The organism is Leifsonia sp. 10L418 (assembly GCF_056395445.1).
The window spans coordinates 179,928-200,186 of record NZ_JBFTJN010000002.1 but is presented as its reverse complement, the minus strand read 5'-3'; the positions used below and the strand labels follow the sequence as shown (position 1 = coordinate 200,186).

Annotated in this window: 19 protein-coding genes and 1 tRNA gene; 12 read left to right on the top strand and 8 right to left on the bottom strand. The window is 65.5% G+C overall.

Features of this window, described 5'->3' with window-relative positions; genetic code table 11:
• The first annotated feature begins 162 nt into the window (after window positions 1-162).
• Window positions 163-1,095: a DMT family transporter gene (locus AC1DCF_RS04335; RefSeq protein ID WP_477209968.1), complete on the top strand. Its 933-nt coding sequence runs from the start codon at window positions 163-165 to the stop codon at window positions 1,093-1,095.
• A gap of 194 nt (window positions 1,096-1,289) precedes the next feature.
• Here AC1DCF_RS04335 and AC1DCF_RS04330 read toward each other — a convergent pair whose 3' ends face one another.
• On the bottom strand, window positions 1,290-1,652 hold the full coding sequence (locus AC1DCF_RS04330) for an ArsR/SmtB family transcription factor (RefSeq protein ID WP_477209967.1): 363 nt from the start codon (window positions 1,650-1,652) through the stop codon (window positions 1,290-1,292).
• A 148-nt stretch (window positions 1,653-1,800) separates the two neighbouring features.
• Here AC1DCF_RS04330 and AC1DCF_RS04325 point away from each other — a divergent pair, with 148 nt between their 5' ends.
• Entirely contained in the window at window positions 1,801-3,045 is a 1,245-nt protein-coding gene (locus AC1DCF_RS04325; protein ID WP_477209966.1) for an MFS transporter, read from the top strand.
• Window positions 3,046-3,099: 54 nt separating this feature from the next.
• Here AC1DCF_RS04325 and AC1DCF_RS04320 read toward each other — a convergent pair.
• Window positions 3,100-3,170: transfer RNA gene (locus tag AC1DCF_RS04320), tRNA-Gly, on the bottom strand.
• A 71-nt stretch (window positions 3,171-3,241) separates the two neighbouring features.
• Here AC1DCF_RS04320 and dcd point away from each other — a divergent pair.
• Window positions 3,242-3,856 (top strand): dCTP deaminase, encoded by a 615-nt coding sequence (dcd, locus tag AC1DCF_RS04315; protein ID WP_477209965.1) that lies wholly within the window; start codon window positions 3,242-3,244, stop codon window positions 3,854-3,856.
• Between the two features lie 352 nt (window positions 3,857-4,208).
• Complete coding sequence (locus AC1DCF_RS04310) at window positions 4,209-4,733, top strand: hypothetical protein (RefSeq protein WP_441790570.1); 525 nt, start codon at window positions 4,209-4,211, stop codon at window positions 4,731-4,733.
• A 124-nt stretch (window positions 4,734-4,857) separates the two neighbouring features.
• Here the strand turns inward: AC1DCF_RS04310 and AC1DCF_RS04305 are convergent, their stop codons facing one another.
• Entirely contained in the window at window positions 4,858-5,694 is an 837-nt protein-coding gene (locus tag AC1DCF_RS04305) for an SDR family NAD(P)-dependent oxidoreductase (protein ID WP_477209964.1), read from the bottom strand.
• Complete coding sequence (locus AC1DCF_RS04300) at window positions 5,691-6,554, bottom strand: fumarylacetoacetate hydrolase family protein (RefSeq protein WP_477209963.1); 864 nt, start codon at window positions 6,552-6,554, stop codon at window positions 5,691-5,693. The genes AC1DCF_RS04305 and AC1DCF_RS04300 overlap by 4 nt, the downstream gene beginning before the upstream one ends.
• A gap of 170 nt (window positions 6,555-6,724) precedes the next feature.
• Between AC1DCF_RS04300 and AC1DCF_RS04295 the strand changes: the two genes are divergently transcribed.
• The 8 genes from AC1DCF_RS04295 (at window position 6,725) to AC1DCF_RS04260 (ending at window position 16,051) form a co-directional block, all read left to right on the top strand.
• Entirely contained in the window at window positions 6,725-8,038 is a 1,314-nt protein-coding gene (locus AC1DCF_RS04295) for an L-fuconate dehydratase (RefSeq protein ID WP_477209962.1), read from the top strand.
• On the top strand, window positions 8,031-8,987 hold the full coding sequence (locus AC1DCF_RS04290; RefSeq protein ID WP_477209961.1) for an aldo/keto reductase: 957 nt from the start codon (window positions 8,031-8,033) through the stop codon (window positions 8,985-8,987). Before AC1DCF_RS04295 ends, AC1DCF_RS04290 begins: the two co-directional genes overlap by 8 nt.
• Window positions 8,984-9,859: an amidohydrolase family protein gene (locus AC1DCF_RS04285; protein ID WP_477209960.1), complete on the top strand. Its 876-nt coding sequence runs from the start codon at window positions 8,984-8,986 to the stop codon at window positions 9,857-9,859. The genes AC1DCF_RS04290 and AC1DCF_RS04285 overlap by 4 nt, the downstream gene beginning before the upstream one ends.
• Window positions 9,856-10,224 (top strand): L-rhamnose mutarotase, encoded by a 369-nt coding sequence (locus AC1DCF_RS04280; protein ID WP_477209959.1) that lies wholly within the window; start codon window positions 9,856-9,858, stop codon window positions 10,222-10,224. Before AC1DCF_RS04285 ends, AC1DCF_RS04280 begins: the two co-directional genes overlap by 4 nt.
• A 91-nt stretch (window positions 10,225-10,315) precedes the next feature.
• On the top strand, window positions 10,316-11,875 hold the full coding sequence (locus AC1DCF_RS04275; RefSeq protein WP_477209958.1) for a sugar ABC transporter ATP-binding protein: 1,560 nt from the start codon (window positions 10,316-10,318) through the stop codon (window positions 11,873-11,875).
• The gene (locus tag AC1DCF_RS04270; protein ID WP_441790562.1) at window positions 11,872-12,879 is read left to right on the top strand and encodes an ABC transporter permease; all 1,008 of its coding nucleotides are present in this window, start codon (window positions 11,872-11,874) and stop codon (window positions 12,877-12,879) included. The genes AC1DCF_RS04275 and AC1DCF_RS04270 overlap by 4 nt, the downstream gene beginning before the upstream one ends.
• A 150-nt stretch (window positions 12,880-13,029) precedes the next feature.
• On the top strand, window positions 13,030-14,010 hold the full coding sequence (locus AC1DCF_RS04265) for a substrate-binding domain-containing protein (RefSeq protein ID WP_477209957.1): 981 nt from the start codon (window positions 13,030-13,032) through the stop codon (window positions 14,008-14,010).
• Between the two features lie 94 nt (window positions 14,011-14,104).
• Window positions 14,105-16,051, top strand: a complete 1,947-nt coding sequence (locus tag AC1DCF_RS04260; protein WP_477209956.1) for a BCCT family transporter — start codon at window positions 14,105-14,107, stop codon at window positions 16,049-16,051.
• A gap of 220 nt (window positions 16,052-16,271) precedes the next feature.
• Here AC1DCF_RS04260 and AC1DCF_RS04255 read toward each other — a convergent pair whose 3' ends face one another.
• The 4 genes from AC1DCF_RS04255 to AC1DCF_RS04240 all read right to left on the bottom strand — a co-directional run bounded on the left by AC1DCF_RS04255 (window position 16,272) and on the right by AC1DCF_RS04240 (window position 20,117).
• Window positions 16,272-16,952: a FadR/GntR family transcriptional regulator gene (locus tag AC1DCF_RS04255; protein WP_441790559.1), complete on the bottom strand. Its 681-nt coding sequence runs from the start codon at window positions 16,950-16,952 to the stop codon at window positions 16,272-16,274.
• Between the two features lie 227 nt (window positions 16,953-17,179).
• Complete coding sequence (locus AC1DCF_RS04250; protein WP_477209955.1) at window positions 17,180-18,025, bottom strand: ABC transporter ATP-binding protein; 846 nt, start codon at window positions 18,023-18,025, stop codon at window positions 17,180-17,182.
• Complete coding sequence (locus AC1DCF_RS04245; protein WP_477210537.1) at window positions 18,022-19,104, bottom strand: putative F420-0 ABC transporter permease subunit; 1,083 nt, start codon at window positions 19,102-19,104, stop codon at window positions 18,022-18,024. Before AC1DCF_RS04245 ends, AC1DCF_RS04250 begins: the two co-directional genes overlap by 4 nt.
• 8 nt (window positions 19,105-19,112) lie before the next feature.
• Window positions 19,113-20,117: a putative F420-0 ABC transporter substrate-binding protein gene (locus tag AC1DCF_RS04240; RefSeq protein WP_477209954.1), complete on the bottom strand. Its 1,005-nt coding sequence runs from the start codon at window positions 20,115-20,117 to the stop codon at window positions 19,113-19,115.
• Between the last annotated feature and the right edge of the window lie 142 nt (window positions 20,118-20,259).

The window sequence follows — 20,259 nt, the reverse complement described above, 5'->3', positions numbered from 1 at the left end:
GCTTCGAGTGCAGAACGACCTCCCGGCCAGGCCAGGCCGGGCCAGAAGAACGAAGGATGGAGCCAAGACTCGGTTGCCGTCGACACTGCGCTGTGCGCTGCTTCCACGGTACGCGCCTCGGCCGGATCTAACGAGGGTGGTCCTGGCGAGTACGTTGGTGAGATGGGCGAGTTCGTCACGTTGACGCCGCTTCAGGCGCTCGGCATTCCAGTCGCGCTTATTGGCTCTGTATTCTTGGCGTTCGGTGCACAATTCCAGCATCGCGGGGTGACCAACGTCGACGCTGCCAGCAGCGACAGCGCGAAGGCCGGGCTCGGTATCGGGCATTTGTTTGCCCTGGTCCGCCGCCCAGCGTGGTTGGTCGGCACACTGATGCTGGGGGTTGCAGTTGTTCTGCAGCTCATCAGTTTGTTCCTTGCGCCGTTGACTGTCGTGCAGCCGCTGGGCGCGCTGGCCCTGGTCATCACCGCCCTGCTCAACGCCCGGTCGACCGGCATCCGGCTCGGTAGGCCTGCGATCCGCGCGATTCTCTTGTGTGTTGGCGGGATCGGGGTGTTCGTCGGGGTGGCCGCCGTCACCACAACGTCCGTGCCCATCGAGACTCAGCAGTTGGTCATCGTGCTGATCATCCTGGCGTGCGTGCTCACGCTTCTGACCGTGGCCTTTGTGCTCTTTCGCAAGCGATCGCCAGCGGTCTTCTACATCATTGCCGGCGGAATTCTCTTCGGATTCGTCGCATCCCTCGCGAAGGTTGTCATCGACCGCGTGCACACCATTGTCTTGCACGGCTTCACGCTCGTGCCGGGGGACGGCCTCACGATCGTGGCACTCGTCGCGATCATCGTCACGGCGCTCGCCGGCTCCTACCTCGTACAGACCGCGTACTCGAGCGGACCGCCGCACCTCGTCGTCGCGGGTTTGACGGTGATCGATCCGATGGTCGGAGTAACCATCGGGATCATCGTTCTCGGCGAAGCCGCCGCCGCTCCCTGGTGGGCCGGCGTCGTCTTCGTTATTGCGGGAGCTCTCGCTGTTCTGGGGGTGTTCCAGCTGTCGCATCGGAACCAACCGCCGCCGGAAGGCCCGCGGAGATAGATCTACGGATGCGTCCCCCAGGGATGCTGGCCGCGGCGAACTCACCGCGCAGTGCCACATAATGCACCGCATGCGGTCGCCACTGCCGTTCTGGATCTCCATGCGCTGCCGACAAGGAGCTAGTTTGTGTCGCTAATCCCTTCGACCACAGGCTGCCAAGCGCCAAGAGATCGTCCCGGGGCTTGCCTGCCCGTCTAGTTCGAGTGATCGGCCGCGGCGTGGTGCCGAGGTGTGCCGCCGAGCGAGTGCTCAGCCTGGAAGATGGCGTCGGTCACCAGCTTGGAGACGTGGTCGTTTTCAAGTCGGTAGTACACCCGCGTRCCCTCCTGCCGAGTAGTGACGAAACGACCGAGCCGAAGCTTGGCGAGATGCTGCGAGACCGCTGCCGGTGACTTGTCCACGATGTCGGCCAGGCGATTCACCGACATCTCACCGTCGCGCAGTGCGAGCACAATCCGCACACGCGTTGCATCGGCAAGCATGGCGAAAACCTCGACGGCGAGTTCGACGTATTGGCTATCGGGCTCACGGCCGCACACGGGCTTGTCTGCATCCATATGCCGATCCTTTCACGGAAGCAGGCAGGGGCGGCTGAAGCCCGCAGCATTGCGCATTGCCACTCCGCTGGCCGAATCCGCGTACATGCATATCTGCATGGTTGCGCAGATATATGATTACTGAATCATCAATCGTTTGGAGTCACGCGTGCTGTCCGTTCTGCGAAGCCCCGTCTACCGAAATCTGTTTGCCGCGCAGGTTGTCGCGCTTCTGGGCACCGGGCTGCTGACCGTCGCGCTGGGCTTGCTGGCGTATGACCTTGCCGGCTCGAACGCCGGCGCGGTGCTGGGAACGGCGTTGACCATCAAGATGGTCGCGTTCGTGGGAGTCGCCCCCGTCATCGCGGCGCTCGTCGTGCGGCTTCCGAAGAAGGTCGTACTCGTCTCGGCCGACGTCATCCGTGCGCTCGTGGCCCTGTCGCTGCCATTTCTCGGCGAAATCTGGCAGATCTATGTTCTGGTCTTCGTATTGCAGGCGGCATCTGCCACGTTCACCCCGGCGTTCCAGTCGCTCATTCCAACGGTTCTTCCCGAAGAAAGGGACTACACGAAAGCGCTCTCACTCTCCCGTCTCGCCTATGACCTCGAGGCACTCGTTAGCCCCATCCTTGCCGCGATTCTGTTGACCGTGATCAGCTACAACAACCTCTTCCTCGGCACCATGATTGGCTTTCTCGCCTCGGCGACCCTGGTCCTCGCAACGACCCTGCCGAGGCAGATGCTCGTCGCCCAGCCGGGCAACCTCTGGCAGCGCACGACACTCGGCGTTCGAATTTTCGCGCGCACTCCCAGCCTGCGCTTTTTGATGCTGATGAATCTCACGGTCGGCGCCGCGACCGCGCTGGTACTCGTCAACAGCGTCGTCTACTCCCGTGACGTGTTCGGCCTGTCCAGCTCGAGCCTGGCGATGGCACTCGCGTGCTACGGAGCCGGATCGCTGCTTGTGGCGCTCAACGTGCCTCGACTACTCAGCCGGTTCGGTGACCGCACCGTCATGTTCTCCGGAGGAATGGTTTCCGCGAGTGGGTTGCTCCTCTCGATTCCGATGACCATTGCAGCGAAAGAGTGGGACGGAGCCTGGTGGATGCTCCTGGCCGCGTGGTTCATTATCGGCGCCGGAAACTCCCTCATCAGCACACCGTCGTCACGCCTTCTCCTGCGCGCCTCCACCGATGACACGCGCGGCTCGATCTACACAGCGCAGTTTTCGCTCTCGCACGCCTGTTTCCTCGTCACCTACCCGCTTGCCGGCTGGGTCGGTTCCGTGAGCCTGACGGCCGCCGCAGTTCTTCTCTTTGTCATTGCGTTTGCCAGCGCGTTCGCGGCTCGCCGCTTCTGGCCCACGGGAGTCACGCCGACACGTTCATCCGCGATGGTCGGAGCTGCATCGTGACTGCCTCTGCTCAACGTGGCTGAGAACTCACAGACAGTGAGGGAAACGAAAGTGAGCGGATGACGGGAATCGAACCCGCGCTATCAGCTTGGGAAGCTGAAGTTCTACCATTGAACTACATCCGCGCGACCGGCTTCTGACGAACAGACACCGGAACGGTGCCAGCTTAGCAACCTCACGCCGATAGGCTGGCAACGTGCTTCTCTCCGACCGTGACATCAAGGCAGAACTTCAGGCAGAACGAATTGGCCTCGCGCCATACCAGCCGGAGATGATCCAGCCATCCAGCATTGACGTGCGCCTGGATCGCTTCTTCCGGCTGTTCGACAACCACAAGTACCCGTTCATCGATCCGGCCGCCGACCAGCCTGACCTCACCCGTCTGATCGAGGCGGAGCCGAACGAACCCTTCATCCTGCACCCCGGTGAGTTCGTGCTCGGTTCGACCTACGAGCAGGTCACCCTGCCCGACGACATCGCGGCCCGCCTCGAGGGCAAGAGCTCGCTCGGTCGTCTCGGCCTGCTCACCCACTCGACCGCCGGCTTCATCGACCCCGGCTTCTCGGGTCACGTCACCCTCGAGCTCAGCAACGTCGCGACGCTGCCGATCAAGCTCTGGCCCGGCATGAAGATCGGCCAGATGTGCTTCTTCCGTCTGTCGTCGCCGGCCGAGAAGCCCTACGGCTCGCAGGAATACAGCTCCCGTTACCAGGGCCAGCGCGGACCGACCGCGTCGCGCTCATTCCTCAACTTCCACCGCACGGATGTCTCGGACGACCGCGGTCTCGCGCTGGAGCCGAGCGGCGAGTAGCGGTCGCCCGCACTTAAAGGAGGAGATTCTGCAAAGGAGGAGCTTCTGCGACTCGCCGCCGCAACCAGCCAGGTTCGCTCGGAATGTCGCAGAATCTCCTCCTTTACGTTGCGCTCGAGCAACAAAATGGCTGGATACGGCCAGACGCAGACTAGGCCTGCTCGCTCGTGGCCAGCGTCCAGTTCACCGTCGGCGCCGCCGCTCGAAAACATCACCGATCGTGCAGATTCTGCCGATCGGTGGTGTTTTTGCGTTGCCGGAGCCGATTTGTGATGTTTTCGTGCGCACCTGGGGCTGTCACAGGAGGAAATCACGAAATACGGATGCAACATCCCCTGGGTAAAATTGGGTCATGACCTCCGCAACCGATCCCCGTTTCGCCGAGGCGCTCACCGCCAGCGGCCCGACCCCGGACTACCCGGGTCGGATGAGCAGGTTCGGCCAGCTGGTCGGCTCCTGGTCGGCGAAGGGCTCACGGCTCGACGAAGCAACGGGTGAGTGGCACGAGCGCGACTTCACCTGGATCGCCGAGTTCATCCTCGACGGCCGTGCGGTGCAGGATGTCGAGGTCGTGCCGAGCGACACGCATCCGTCGGGCTTTGAAACCGTGGCCACCGCCGTGCGCGTCTACGACCCGCACGCCGGCGTCTGGCGAGTGAGCTATTTCGCGCCGACGATGGGGGAGTACTGCAACCTGATCGCCACCGCCTGGCGCCACGGAATCCGCCAGGACGGCATGCGCACCGACGGTCGCTCCATCCGCTGGAACTTCACCAACATCACCGAGGACAGCTACACCTGGGAGGGCTGGCTGTCTGACGACGAAGGTGTGACCTGGCACCTGATCGAGCGCAACGAGGGCACCCGGATTCACTAGTCACCGTTGGTCGAGCTTGTCGAGACCTGGTGAGCCGTTCTCAGAACGCGGGCTTGCGTCTGAGGATTGGCGTGCGGGGTCTCGACAAGCTCGACCACCGACTCGGCCGAGACCCCCATTCGAGCTACTCCGGACGCAACCGCAGGTTCTGCATTCCTCCGTCGATCGCGATCGACGCCCCCGTCGTCGAACCCGAACGCGGGCTCGCCAGGTAGGCCACGGCATCCGCCACCTCGGCGGCCTCGACCAGGCGGCCGTGCGGCTGACGCGCGTTCAGCGCCGCCCGCTCGGCCTCGGGGTCGGGAGCCTGCGAGAGAAGCCGGCCAATCCACGGGGTGTCGGCGGTGCCGGGGTTCACGCAGTTGACCCGGATGCCTTCACGCAGGTGATCGGCGGCCATCGCGCGGGTGAGCGACAAGACGGCGCCCTTCGACGCGGTGTACAGCGCCCGCGCGGGCAGCCCGGCGGTCGCAGCGATCGACGAGGTGTTGACGACGGATGCGGCGGGTGACGCGAGCAACCAGGGCAGCGCGGCACGCGTCACCCGGGCGATGCCCGTGACGTTGATGCTGAACACGCGGGCCCACTCGTCGTCGTCGTTGTCGGCGATCGTGCCGATGGCGCCGATGCCGGCGTTGTTGATCACGACGTCGATCCGGCCGAACTTCTCGCCAACCGCCGCGATGGCCGCGCGCACGGAGGCGTCGTCGGCGACGTTGGCCTGCACGGCGAAGTGCGCCGCATCCGCGGCCTCAGGCTGCAGGTCGAGCACGGCGACGGATGCGCCGGCGTCGGCCAGCCGGGTGGCGATCGCCGCTCCGATTCCCGATGCGCCACCCGTGACAACGGCGACGAGACCGTCGAACTCCCGGCCCGACTGACTCGACTGACTCGACTGACCCGACTGACCCGACTGACCCGACTGACCCGACTGACCCTGCTGACCCAACTGCTCGCTCATTGTGCTGCCTTCTCGTGTGCGACGAATTCCTGGCGCTGACGGCCGAGACCTTCGATTTCGATCTCGCAGACATCTCCGGCTGCGAGGTAGGGGAAACGGCCGGAGAGGGCGACGCCCTCTGGCGTGCCGGTGAGCACCAGGTCGCCGGGCTCCAGGGCGAGGTACTGGCTGAGGTGCCAGATGATGAATTTCACGTCGAAGATCTGGTCGGCGGTGGTGGAGTCCTGACGGATCTCGCCGTTGACCCAGCTCTTCAGCGAGAGGTTCTGAAAGTCGACCTCGTCGGGCGTCACGAGCCACGGGCCGGTCGGGTTGAAGCCGGGGGCGCATTTGCCCTTCGACCACTGGCCGCCGGAGACCGTCATCTGAAAGTCGCGCTCCGAGACGTCGTTGGCGGTGACGAAGCCGGCCACATGCTCGAGGGCGTCCTCGGGCGAATCGAGGTAGGAGGCACGTTTACCGATCACGATGCCGAGCTCGACCTCCCAGTCCGTCTTGGTGCTGCCCGGCGGAATCTCGACCGAGTCGTTGGGGCCGACGACGGTGTTCGGCGTCTTCAAGAAAATGATCGGAATCTCAGGCGGCAGCGAACCGGATTCGGCGGCGTGCGCCGCGTAGTTCATGCCGATGCAGATGACAGCGCTCGGGCGAGAAATCGGTGCTCCGACCCGGAGGGCGTCGGCGTTTGGGATCTCGGGCAGCCAGCCGGCCTCCAGTGCGACGCGTGCGCGCTCGACCCCGTCTGAGGCGAGGAAGTCGCCATCGATGTCAGCGGTGAGCGTCAAGAGATCGTAGTGACGCCCCTCGTGAAACACGGTCGGGGTCTCCTGGCCAATCGGGCCGAGGCGGGCAAACTTCATGCGTCAACTCTCTTCTCTGGATCACATAGCAGCGCTCGGAACGCCCGGAACGTCAGAACAATAATGACGCTTCCCGCCGTCGATTCCTAGGAAATCGTGTCTGAGGGCACGATTGACATTCTATACATCGGATGTTTAGGCTCAAGGTGCCCAATCAAGGAGATTCTTCTGTGACTACCGTTCTCGCGCTGCAGACCAGCGACATCCGCTTTCCGACGTCGACCTCGCTTGACGGCTCGGACGCGATGAACCTCGACCCCGACTACTCGGCCGCCTACGTGCGCATTGTCACCGATGCCGACGACGGTCTCGAGGGTCACGGATTCGTCTTCACCATCGGCCGCGGCAACGACGTGCAGGTCGCCGCCATCCAGGCACTTTCAGCCCACCTCGTGGGCCGCAACGTCGAAGAGTTGCTCGCTGACATGGGCGCCACCTGGCGCGAATTCGTCTGGGATTCCCAGCTGCGCTGGCTCGGCCCGGAGAAGGGCGTCATGCACATGGCCATCGGCGCCGTCGTCAACGCGCTGTGGGACCTCAAGGCCAAGCGCGCCGGCTTGCCGCTCTGGCAGCTGCTCAGCCGGATGACCCCCGAGCAAATCGTCGAATTGATCGACTTCCGCTACCTCACCGACGCGCTCACCCCCGACGACGCCCTGGCGATCCTGCGGGCGGCCGTCCCCGGCCGTGCAGAGCGCGAAGCGATCCTGCTTGAGCAGGGCTACCCCGGCTACACGACCACGCCCGGGTGGCTGGGCTACAGCGACGAGAAGCTCGTGCGCCTGGCCAAGGAGGCCGTCGCCGACGGTTTCGGAATGATCAAGCTCAAGGTGGGCGGCAACCTGCAGGATGACATCCGTCGACTGCGCCTGGCTCGGGAGGCCGTCGGTCCCGACATTCGCATCGGCACCGACGCCAACCAGCGCTGGGGCGTCGATGAGGCCATCGAGTGGATGTCGCACCTTGCGGAGTTCGACGTGGCCTGGATCGAAGAACCCACCAGCCCCGACGACGTGCTCGCCCACGCCGCCATCGCCCGCGGCGTCGCGCCGATCCCCGTTGCGACCGGAGAACACATGGCGAACCGCGTCATGTTCAAGCAGTTCTTGCAGGCCGATGCCCTGCAGATCCTGCAGATCGACGCCACCCGCGTCGGCGGCGTCAACGAGAACATCGCCATCCTGCTGCTCGCGGCCAAGTTCGGCGTGCCGGTCTGCCCGCACGCCGGCGGCGTGGGCCTCTGCGAAGCGGTGCAGCACCTCTCAATGTTCGACTTCGTCGCCGTCTCGGCCACGACGGAGGGCCGCGTGATCGAGTTCGTCGATCACCTGCACGAGCATTTCGTCACCCCCGTCTCGATGCGACACGGCGCCTACCAAGCCCCGATCGCGCCGGGCGCCGGCACCGAGATGCTCGCCGCCAGCCGCGCCCAGTACGCTTTTGGGTCAAATGCTTCTGCCTCCATTTCTGCTGCCCATGTCTAACCTGACCTTCGGCCGCCTCGGGTTCGGTGCCGCCAACCTGGGCAATATGTACGCCGAAATGACGGATGAAGCGGCGCACGAGATCCTGCAGGCCGCCTGGGATGCCGGGGTGCGCTACTTCGACACCGCGCCGCACTACGGCCTGGGACTCTCCGAGCGCCGGCTCGGGGCGTTCCTGGCGACCAAGCCGCGCGGCGAATATCTCGTTTCGACCAAGGTGGGCCGGCTGCTGCGACCCAACCCGGACGGCATCGGAACCCTCGACCTCGAGAACAGCTTCATGGTGCCCGCCGACCAGAAGCGCGTCTGGGATGCCTCGGCCGACGGCATCCGTCGCAGTGTCGACGAGTCGCTCGAGCGCATGGGCCTCGACCGGTTCGACGTGTTGTTTTTGCACGACCCGGAGCGCTACGACTTGGCGCAGGGGATCGATGAGGGCATCCCGGCACTGGCCGCTCTGCGCGACGAAGGAATCGTCGACGCGATCGGCGTCGGTTCGATGACGACCGAGGCACTGCTCGCGAGCGTGAACACCGGCCTGATCAACCTACTCATGATCGCCGGACGTTTCACGCTGGCCGAGCAGCCGGCGCTGGCCGAGGTGATTCCCGCCTGCCGCGAGCACGGCGTCGGCATCGTCAACGCCTCGGTGTTCAATTCGGGGCTGCTCGCCACCGACAACCCGGGAGCCACCGACCGCTACGAATACGGTCAGGTGCCCTCCGAACTGCTCACCCGCGTGCAACAGATCGCCGCGATCTGCCACGAGTTCGGCGTCAGCCTGCCCGCCGCCGCGCTGCAGTACACGCTGCGCGAGAAGAGCGTGCGCACCGTCGTGGTCGGCGGCAGCCGTGCAGAGCAGATCGGTCAGAACGTCGAACGTATCAACGTGGACATCCCCGAAGCACTCTGGGATCGCCTCACCGAGAAAGGGCTCATCCCGGCATGAGTTCCCCCGTTCCGCGCATCGACGCGCACCTCCACCTCTGGGACCGCAGTGTCGGCGAGTACGCCTGGCTCGTGCCGGAGTTCGGTGCGCTCTACGCCGATTTCACGCCCGCGCAGGCGAAAGCGGAGCTGGATGCAGCGGGGATGGCGGGTGCCGTGCTGGTGCAGGCCGAGGATTCCCTCGTCGACACACAGTTCATGCTCGACGTCGCGACTGCGAACCCCTGGGTCTGGGGCGTCGTCGGCTGGGTGAACCTCGTGAACCCCGCCGAGGCGGAGGCGTCGCTCGATCTCTGGCAGCAGCATCCGGCGTTCGTCGGAATCCGCCACCTCGTTCACGACGACCCGCGCGACGACTTTCTGAGCTTCCCTGGCGTGCGCGACTCACTGCGCCTGCTCGCCGCCCGCGGGCTCGCCTTCGACGTTCCGAATGCGTGGCCGCGGCACCTGGGCGCCCTGACCGACGTGGCACGGGACATCCCGGGGCTCACGGTGGTCATCGACCACCTGGGCAAGCCGCCGCGCGGCACGGATGCCTACCCCGAGTGGGAGCGCCAGCTGCGCGCCGCCAGCGCGCTGCCGAACGCGGTCGCCAAGTTCTCCGGCCTCGGAGCAGACGGCCAGCCGTTCACCCCCGACGCGCTGCGCGGAGTATGTGATGTCGCGCTCGACGCATTCGGGCCCTCCCGTCTGATGTACGGCGGCGACTGGCCGATGACCGTACTCTCCGGCGACTACCAGGCGACCTGGGCCGTGCAGAGCGCGCTGATCAGTGAGCTCTCGCGTGACGAGCAGGCGAGCATACTGTCGGGCACTGCGACCGAGGTCTACCGACTCGACGTCGCATCCGGCACACGAGGGGGCACCGTATGACCATTCGACGCATCGCCTCGGTGATCGGCCTGCCGGTCGAAAACGTTGCGGAGTACGAGCGACTCCACGCCGAAGTCTGGCCAGAGGTGCTCGCGCGCCTCAGTGCCAGCAACGTGACGAACTATTCGATCTTCCGTCACGGCGACCTGCTGTTCTCCTACCTGGAGTACGTCGGCGACGACTACGAAGGCGACATGGCGGCGATGGCGGCCGACCCGGCGACCCAGCGCTGGTGGGCGATCTGCGAACCGTTGCAGCGTCCCGTGGCGGATCGCGCGCCCGGAGACTGGTGGAAGCAACTGCCAGAGGTCTTTCACACGGACAACAGCGACCCCGCACTCGAAGGTCAAAGATCTGATGTCTAACCGTTACCAAAGCATCCGATGTCTGCATTGACACCCCGACAGCCCATACTTAGTATTGCCAACGAACTACATCTCAAGGAAGAGGGTCATCGTGACCGCAGTGATACATCCGATCTTAACGGATGAGCTGGGTGAACGTCCCCCTCTGCTGCAAGTCGTCGGCGCCAGCAAAAGCTTTCCCGGCGTCAAGGCGCTGCAGAACGTGCGCCTGGACGTACGTCACAACGAGGTGCTCGCCCTGGTCGGCGAGAATGGCGCCGGCAAGTCGACCTTGATGAAGCTGCTCTCCGGCATCTATACCCCGGATGAGGGCGAGTTCTTTCTGAACGGCGAGAAGCTGCAGATCAACAACCCCCGCCACGCTCAAGAACTGGGCATCAGCATCATCCACCAGGAATTCAACCTGGCCAATGACCTCACCGTCGCGCAGAACATCTTCATCGGCCGGGAGCCGCGTCGCGCCGGCATTTTCCTCAGCGAGCGTGAGCTGAACCAGAAGGCGCAAGACCTGTTCGACCGCCTCGGCCTGGCGCTCAACCCCCGCCAGCGAGTGGGCGAGCTCACCGTGGCCCGCCAGCAGATGGTGGAGATCGCCAAGGCGCTCTCCTTCAACGCCAAGGTGCTGATCATGGACGAGCCGACCGCCGCCCTCAACGACACCGAAGTGGCCACCCTGTTCGAGCTGATTGAACGGTTCACGACCCCGGAGACCGGCGTCATTTACATCTCCCACCGGATGGACGAGCTGAAGGTCATCTCCGACCGCATCAGCGTGCTGCGCGACGGCCAGTACATCGCCACGGTTGACACCCAGGCCACCGACATGACCGAGGTCATCTCGCTCATGGTGGGCCGCGAGATCACCGGCGAGGCACGGCCCCAGGGCGCGGATGTGCGCGGCGAGGTCGTGCTCAGCGTCAACGGCCTGTCGACCAAGCACCTGCTGAACGACGTGAGCTTCGAGCTGCGCCGCGGCGAAATTCTCGGCTTCGCCGGCCTGATGGGTGCCGGACGCACCGAGGTGGCCAGGGCCATCGTCGGAGCCGATCCGAAAACGGCCGGACGCATTGAACTGAACGGAACGCCGGTGCAGATCGGCAGCCCGGCGATCGCCGCCGGACTCGGGATCGGCTATCTCTCCGAAGACCGCAAGGCACTCGGCGTGCTGCTCGAACGCGATGTGAAAGAGAACATCGCGCTCGGATCGCTGCCGGCGTTCGCGTCGGCGCTTGGCTTCATGAAGACCGACGCGATTCAGACGACGGCCAAGAAGCAGGTTTCGGCGCTGTCGATCAAGACGCCGTCGATCGACCAGCTGGTGAAGAACCTCTCGGGCGGAAACCAGCAGAAGGTCGTCATCGCCAAGTGGCTGGTCAAAGACTGCGACATCCTGATCTTCGACGAGCCGACCCGTGGCATCGATGTGGGGGCGAAAGACGAGATCTATGCCCTGCTCAACGCTCTGGCCGCTGAAGGCAAGGCCATCATCATGATCTCCTCCGAACTGCCCGAGGTTCTGCGCATGTCCCACCGCATCGCGGTGATGTGCGAAGGCCGACTCAACACAATTCTTGACAACGCAGACGCGACTCAAGAAAACATCATGGATTACGCGACCCGTGCGCGGACCGAAGGATTGGTAACGGCATGACAACCATCGAATCTCCGCGAGTTGACTCACCGAAGGTTGCGTCGCCCGGCATCGTCGACAAACTGCGCGGTCAGGTGCAGCAGCTGCTCGCCTTCGCCAGCCTTATCCTGATTGTCGCCTTCTTCGCGTTCGCGAGCCCGCACTTCTTCACCAGCTCGAACATCACCAGCATCCTGGTCGCCGCGACCGTGACCGGCATTCTGGCGCTCGGCACCACCTTCGTCATCATCACCGGCGGCATCGACCTGTCGATCGGCACTGGAATGATCCTCTGCGGCGTGATGGCCGGGGTGTTCTTGACTTATTGGGGCTGGCCGATCTGGGCCGGTGTGCTCGGCGCCATCCTGTTCGGCGCGTTGATCGGTTTCGTCAACGGCATCAACGTGGCCGTGTTGAAGATTCCGCCCTTCATCGCCACCCTGGCGATGATGCTCGTCGCTTCCGGCCTCGCCCTCGTGATCAGCGGAACCAAGCCGATCTACTTCAAGGAGCACCCCGACTTTCAGTCGATCATGAACCTGTCGATCATTCCGGGCATGCGATTCCCGCTCGGTGTGGCCATCTTCATGCTGATGATCGTCATCGCAGCGGTGCTGCTCTCCCGCACGATCTTCGGGCGGTACACCTACTCGATCGGCAGCAACGAGTCGGCGACGGCACTCTCGGGTGTCAACGTGACCAAGTGGAAGATTCTCATCTACACGGTGTCCGGCCTCTTCGTCGGCGTGGCCGGCGTGCTCGCCGCCTCGCGCCTCAGCTCCGCACAGCCGACCGGGGGCATGGGACTCGAACTTGAAGCTATCGCCGCTGTGGTGATCGGCGGAACTTCGCTGGCCGGCGGCAAGGGCTCGATCGTCGGCACCGTGATCGGAGCGCTGATCATGGCCGTGCTCACCAATGGGCTGCGGATCATGTCGATTCCGCAGGAATGGCAGTCGGTCGCCGTCGGGTGCGTCATCCTGATCGCCGTCTACCTCGACATGCTGCGCCGCAAGGGCAACTAGCCCGGCCGGCCTCACCCCTCGAGACTCCCGCGTTCGGGCCCGAACGTGAGGTTCCCGCTGTCTCTCGCACCGACTTATCCGCACACCATCTGTACCCAACGCACCACTCGGCATCATCGACCAGCATTACGAACAAGGGAGTTTGCAGACATGAAGAACAAAAAACTCATCACGGCAATGGTGGGCATCACCGCCCTCGCTGCCGCACTGACCGGCTGCTCGGCTGACACCAGCGCGACCGGCGGCGACGCATCCGGCGACAAGCCATACATCGCGATCGTCTCGAAGGGCTTCCAGCACCAGTTCTGGCAGGCCGTCAAGGCCGGCGCCGAACAGGCTGCCGACGAATTCGACGTGAAGATCACCTTCGAAGGCCCCGACACCGAGGCGGATGTCGACCAGCAGATCCAGATGCTGCAGACGGCTCTCGACAAGGGCCCGGCCGCCATCGGTTTCGCCGCCCTCGACAGCCAGGCCGCGGGCCCGCTGCTGCAGCAGGCCAAGGACGCGAACATCCCGGTCGTCGCCTTTGACTCCGGCGTGGACAGCGACATCCCGGTCACCACCGCGTCGACCGACAACAAGGCTGCCGCGGCCGAGGCCGCCAAGCACATGGCCGAGCTGATCGGGCACGAGGGCAAGGTAGCCCTGGTTGTGCACGACCAGACGTCGGTCACCGGCGTCGACCGTCGCGACGGCTTCATCGAATACATGGAGAAGAACGAGCCCAAGATCACCGTCGTCGACACCCAGTACGGCGGAGGAGACCAGGCCAAGTCGGCTGACCTCGCCAAGGCGATCATCGCCGCCAACCCGGACCTCAAGGGCATCTACGGCAGCAACGAAGGCTCGGCCATCGGTGTTGTGCAGGCTGTCAAGGAACTCGACATGGCCGGCAAACTCACCATCGTCGGATTCGACTCTGGCAAGGCTCAGATCGACGCGATCAACGACGGCCTGATGGCCGGCGCGATCACGCAGAACCCGGTTGGCATCGGCTACGAGACCGTCAAGGCCGCCGTTGAGGCGATCAAGGGCACGAAGCTCCCGAAGACCATCGACACCGGCTTCTTCTGGTACGACAAGACCAACATCAACGACGAGAAGATCGCCGCTGTTCTCTACGAGTAGATCTGTGTGAATGAGTGCCGGGGCGGACATCCGCCCCGGCACTTTCTCGTTGACGGCCCTGTCGTGACGCACGCACACTGCGTACCCTGAAATCATGGCCGAGACAACGAAGCCGTCGACACTCAAACGCTGGGTCTTCTGGCCGGCCGCCGCGGTCGTGATCGTATTCGTGACGTTTGCCCTCGTGGCGCCGGGCGCGGCGGAGAGCCTCTTCAAGGGGATTCAAAGCGGCATCGTCAACACCTTCAACTGGTATTACGTGCTGATCACGGCGTTCTTCGTCGTGTTCTGCCTCTTTCTCGGGTTCAGCCGGTTCGGTGACATCAAGCTGGGCCGCGATGACGACAAACCCGAATTCTCGCTGATGGCCTGGTTCTCGCTGCTCTTCGCGGCAGGAATGGGCATCGGTCTGGTCTTCTACGGGGTGAGCGAGCCGCTCAGCCACTTCGCGAACCCGCGGCCGGGAGTGACCGGGACTCCGCCGCAACTCGCACAGCAGGCGCTGACCCAGACCTACCTGCACTGGGGCATCCACGCCTGGTCGATCTATGTGATCGTCGGGCTCGCGCTCGCCTACGCGATTCACCGGCGCAAACGGCCGATCTCCATCCGCTGGGCCCTGGAGCCGCTGCTCGGCAAGCGCGTGCAGGGCGGCTGGGGCAATGCCATCGACGTGATCGCCCTCGTCGGAACCCTGTTCGGAGTGGCGACGTCGCTCGGCCTCGGCGTGCTGCAGATCAGTGCGGGCCTGGATGCCGCCGGCCTGGTGACGCCGAGCCAGACCTCGCAGGTCGTGATCATCATCCTGATCTCGTTCTTCGTGCTGCTGTCGGTGCTCTCCGGTGTCACCAAGGGTATGAAGTGGCTCTCCAGCATCAACCTGATCCTGGCCGGCGCCCTCGTGCTCTACCTGCTCGCGTTCGGGCCGACGACATTTCTGCTGCGGGAGTTCGTGCAGTCGATCGGCGCCTACATTCAAAACTTCGTCAGCCTCGCCTTCAACGTGAACGCCTTCACCGGCAGTGCCGGTGAAGCCTGGCAGGCCTCGTGGACCTCGTTCTATTGGGGCTGGTGGATCTCCTGGGCCCCCTTCGTCGGCATCTTCATCGCCCGCATCTCCAAGGGGCGCAGCGTGCGGGAGTTCGTGACCGGCGTCATCATCGTGCCGACGCTCATCGGCATCCTCTGGTTCAGCGTGCTCGGCGGGACCGCCCTCTACCTCGAGCTGACCAACCCCGGAACACTGGTCGGGGAAAACGGCGCGGTGGATGTCGAGGGCGCGCTGTTCGAAATGCTCGCGCATATTCCCGGGTCGTCGGCGCTCACAATCGGCGTGATCGTGCTGATCACCGTCTTCTTCATCACCTCGGCCGATTCCGGGGCACTGGTGATGGGCATGATCGCGACTGGCGGGCAACTGAACCCCAGCAAGCCGGTGCGCGCATTCTTCACCGCGATCACCGCGCTGCTCGCCATTTCGCTGCTGCTCTCCGGTGGCTTGCTCGCTCTGCAAACCGCGGCGATCATCATCGCTCTGCCGTTCAGCGTGATCATGTTGTTGATCTGTTGGTCGACGGTCATCGCCTTCAGTCGAGAGCGCCGCGCCTATGAACGCGCGAGACGCGCCCAACTCATCGATCACATCGGCGACTACTACGGCCTGGAGGTCGAGGAATCATTGGAGCGGGGAATCATGGTGGCGACTCCGGGCTGGATCCGCCGGTTCCGACGAAGGGGAGCACGTCCGGCGGAGACATCGAGCGGGCAGCCCGGTGTGCCGTCCGGCGTGCAGGCGGGCGTGCCGCCGGGTGCACAGGTGACCGGCTTGACGCCGAGTCCCGAACCGTCGACCGCGGCCATCGACATCCTGATCGCGGCCGAGAATCCGCGGCATGCGTCGGAGCGCGCACTCATGACGGAGAACGCCGAGCCTGACGGGGTGTCGACCGACGACGTCGAGGAGATCGTCGAGCACGACCCGCGGTCGGGGTCGGATGTCGTAGAGCTGCCGGACCGCGGGGAGGCGGGTCCGCCGAACTAGGATCCGCCCGCACCGTTGGTCGAGCTTGTCGAGACCGGGTGGGCCGATCCCGCCGAACTAGGGTCTGCCCGCCACCGCTGGTCGAGCCTGTCGAGACCGGGTGAGCCGATCCCGCCGACTTTGACACTTCCGGTCGAGCTTGCCTGGTCTACCGGTCAAACTCGACCGGAAGGGTCAAGCTCGGCGAAGGAAGCCTCGCGACGATCGCGGCGGACCGGTCTTAGTCGGAGGTGGCCGCGTCGCGCAGCCACTGCTCGACACCCGAAATGTGCACGACGGTGAGTGCCTGGGCGAGTTCCGCGTCGCCGCGCTCGAGCGCATCCACGATCATGCGGTGCTCGGTCAGGGTGCGGTGCACCGAGTTCTCCTGGGTAAGGCCGCGCCAAATGCGGGCCCGCACGGTGTGACTGGACAGCGATTCGATCAGGCTCGCCAGGTAGCTGTTGCCCGCCGCCGAGGCGATGGCGCCGTGGAACTCGATGTCGTGCGCGACGAGGCCTTCGACACTGGTGAAGTCGTCGACAGATCCGATCTGTGCGCGAAGGTCGTCGATGATGGCGGGTGTGACGTGGGCCGCGGCGAGAGCGGCGGCGGCCGGTTCGAGGATGCGTCGCACCGCGAAGAGTTCGAGGATCGACGAGTCGTCGTGCAGGTCGACGACGAAGGACATCGCCTCAAGCAACAGGCGTGGTTCGAGGCTCGTGACATACGTGCCGTCACCGCGGCGCACGTCGAGCACCCGGATGACCTCAAGCGCCTTCACGGCCTCGCGCATCGAGCTTCGGGATAACCCGAGCCGTTCGCTCAACTCTTTTTCGGGCGGAAGTCGGTCACCTGGACCGAGCGCGCCGGAGATGATCATCTCTTTGATCTTGAGAATCGCTTCGTCGGTGACCGCCATGCAATGATCCTACCTTTGCGCCGCTGGTTGAGGCGCTCGTCGCATCCTTCTGGCGCCGCGCCGTGTCACAAGACCACGTTGCGTGCGCGTGATGAAGGAGGGCATCGATGACAGTCCGGCGCGGTGTATCCCGGTGGGCGCGGGGTAGAGCGCGCGCCGGCGGGGATAAACCGCGCCGGAACCGAGTCGCTCCACGGCTTTGCGTCAGGACTGGTGCACAGAGCGCGCTAGACCGAGACGGATGCCGCGGCGACCGGACGCGCGCTGCCCGCGCTCCCAGGACGCGCGCCGAGCGACGCACTCGCCAGCATCGGCCGCCCGGTGAGCGGGTTCTCGACAAGCAACGCGTCGACGGCGAACACCTCCCGGATCAGTTCGGCGGTGAGCACCGCGCGGGTCTCGCCGGCAGCGACGACCCGGCCGGCCGACAAGACGATCACGTGATCGCTCGCGGCAGCGGCAAGCCCGAGGTCGTGCAGAGCGGCCAACACGGCCATGCCCTGAGCCGCCAGATCGCCGAGCAGTTCGAGCGTGGCCAGTTGCGCGTGAATGTCGAGGTGGTTGGTCGGCTCGTCAAGGATCAGCAGTTCCGGCTCCTGGGCCAGTGCCCGGGCGAGCTGCACCCGCTGGCGCTCGCCGCCCGAGAGACTGGTGATCTCCCGCCCGGCATACTCGGTCATTCCCACGCGTGCGAGCGCGGTGCCCACGATCTCCGCGTCGAGGGCGGAGTTCTGCGACCAGAGCGAATGATGCGGGGCGCGACCGAGCGCGACGACCGCCGCGACAGACAGGGCGAGGTCTGTGGCGGCATCCTGTTCGACCAGCGCAATGCGGCGGGCGCGCTCGCGCCGCGGCATCCGAAACAGGTCGGAGCCGGTGACCGAAACATTGCCGAGATGCGGGCGATCGATGCCGGCCAGGATGCGGAGCAGGGTCGACTTGCCGGCGCCGTTCGGGCCGACGAGCGCGGTGAGGGCGCCGGCCGGGGCGGTGCAGTCGACACCGTCGATCAGGGTGCGGCCGTCGACAGTGCGGGTGAGGTCGTGTGCGTCGAGGTGGTCCGGCGCGGTCATGAGATCCTCCGATTGCGCACGAGCAGCAGCGCGAAAACCGGTGCGCCGATCAGCGCGGTGACGATGCCGACGGGGATCTCTCGAGGATCGAGCAGGGTGCGGGCGAGGGTGTCGGCCCAGATCAGGAAGATCGCGCCGACGAGGGCGACGAGCGGCAGCAGGGCGCGGTAGCCGGGGCCGACGAGCAGCCGCACCGCGTGCGGCAGGATCAGCCCGACGAATCCGATCGCCCCACTGACCGACACCATCGCGCCGGTGAGCAGCGCGGTGCCGGCCAGCAATCCGAGCCGGGCGGCCTGCACATTGACGCCGAGTGAGGCAGCGGCGGTGTCGCCGAACGCGAACGTGTCGAGCAGGCGCCCGGTGAACAACAGCGGCAGCCCGGCCACCGCGAAACCGACCGCCGCGATGACGGCCGACGACCAGCCGGCTCCCGACAGCGAGCCCATCAGCCAACTCAGAATCTCGCGGTAGCTGTCGCCGGTCGCCGTCCAGAAGATGACAAAGCTGGTGACGGATGCCGCCAGTGACGACACCGCGAGGCCCGCGAGCACCATCCGGGTGGGGGTCAACCGGCCGCCGGCGCCGGCCAGCAGAACGGTCAGCATCAGGGCGAGCAGTGCCCCGACGAAGGCGGCGAACGGAAGGAGCAGGCTGACCCCGAGCAGCAGCACGGCGACCGCGCCGAGCGACGCGCCGGAGGAGAGCCCGAGCAGATAGGGGTCGGCGAGCGGATTGCGGGTGAGGCCCTGCATCACGGCGCCGCTCACGGCGAGGCCGCCGCCGACCAGCGCCGCGGTCAGGACCCGGGGCATCCGCAGCTGCCAGATGATTCCGTCGCGGAGTGCAGAGGGGGTGCCCTCACCGACGCCGAGGTGGTGCGCGACGGTGGCCCAGACCTCGCCGACGCCGATATCGGCGGGACCGACGGTGACGGCCACGATGATTGACAGGAGCAGCGCGAGCGCGAGTACCGGGGCGACGATCGCGACCCGGTTCAGCGTGCCGCGGACCGGCCGGCCGACCGGCGCCCGAGGGCTGGTCGAGGCCGGTCGTGACTCGGCCGCCGGGGCCGACATCGTCGCCACTAGTCGCCCAGTTTGAGCGCGGCCAGCTGGGCGGCCAGGTCAGCCGCGGCATCGGCGCTCCGCACTCCGGCCTCGCTGGCCGCGAACGGAATGGTCAGGTAGCGCTGGTTGATCACGGCGTCGAGACGCGCGGTCGCCGGGTTGGCGGCGAGCATCTCCTTCTTCTGGTCTGCGGTGTTCCAGGCGGCGTCGACGAGCACGATCACGTCGGGGTTCGCCTCGACGATCGCCTCCCAGCTGTAGGACGCCCAGGTGTCCTTCACGTCGGCGGCGATGTTCGTCAGGCCGACGGTGTCGAGCAGCAGCTGAGGCGCACCGCTTCCCGCACCGACGTACGGGGTGTCGTCACCCGACGAGTACCAGAGCGCGGTCAGGCCGGCGGTGGATTTCTCGATTCCGTCGAGGGTCTTCTGCTGCGCGGCGAGCAGGGGCGTCGCATCCGTGCGGAAGATCGACGCGACTTCGGTGATCTCGCCGAAAATCTGATCGAAGTCGAGACGTGTCGGCTTGTAGCCCGCTTCTTTGCAGGCGGCGGGCGAGACGTAGGTGTGCACGCCGAGCGCTTCGAGGGAGGCGCGCTCGCCGGCGCCCTCGGCGGAGAAGTTCGATTCCCAACCGCCGTAGACGAGGTCGGGCTCCTGCTCGAGCACGACTTCCTGCGAGGGGAGCTGGTCGGAGAGGATCGTGAGACCGGATGCCGCGTCGGCGAGCGAGGCGGGAACCGGTCCGTCCTGGAACGCGGAGCCGACGATCCGGTCGCCGAGCCCGAGTGCCAGCAGCATCTCGGTCGAGGTGGACTTGATCGTCACCACCCGTTTGGGTGCGGCCTCGAAGCTGACCGGGGTGCCGCAGTTGTCGACGGTGACGGTGGCTGACGCCGCCGAGGACTCCGACGGATGCGGGGTGGTCCCGGCGGACGTGCCGGTGGCGGCGCATCCGCTCAACACGACAAGAGCGGTGCCGGCGAGGGCGAAACTGAGAACAGACAGGGGGGAGCGGGTCATGGAGATCTCCATCGGCAGAACGGCACAGGGATGCGCAACGAAGATGTCGCGATGACCTGCCGCCCCAGACCGGGACCTGCTCACCGGATCAAAGAGTGATTCGGGGGTCTGCGGTTACTCTACCGACTTCTGGATCCCACTC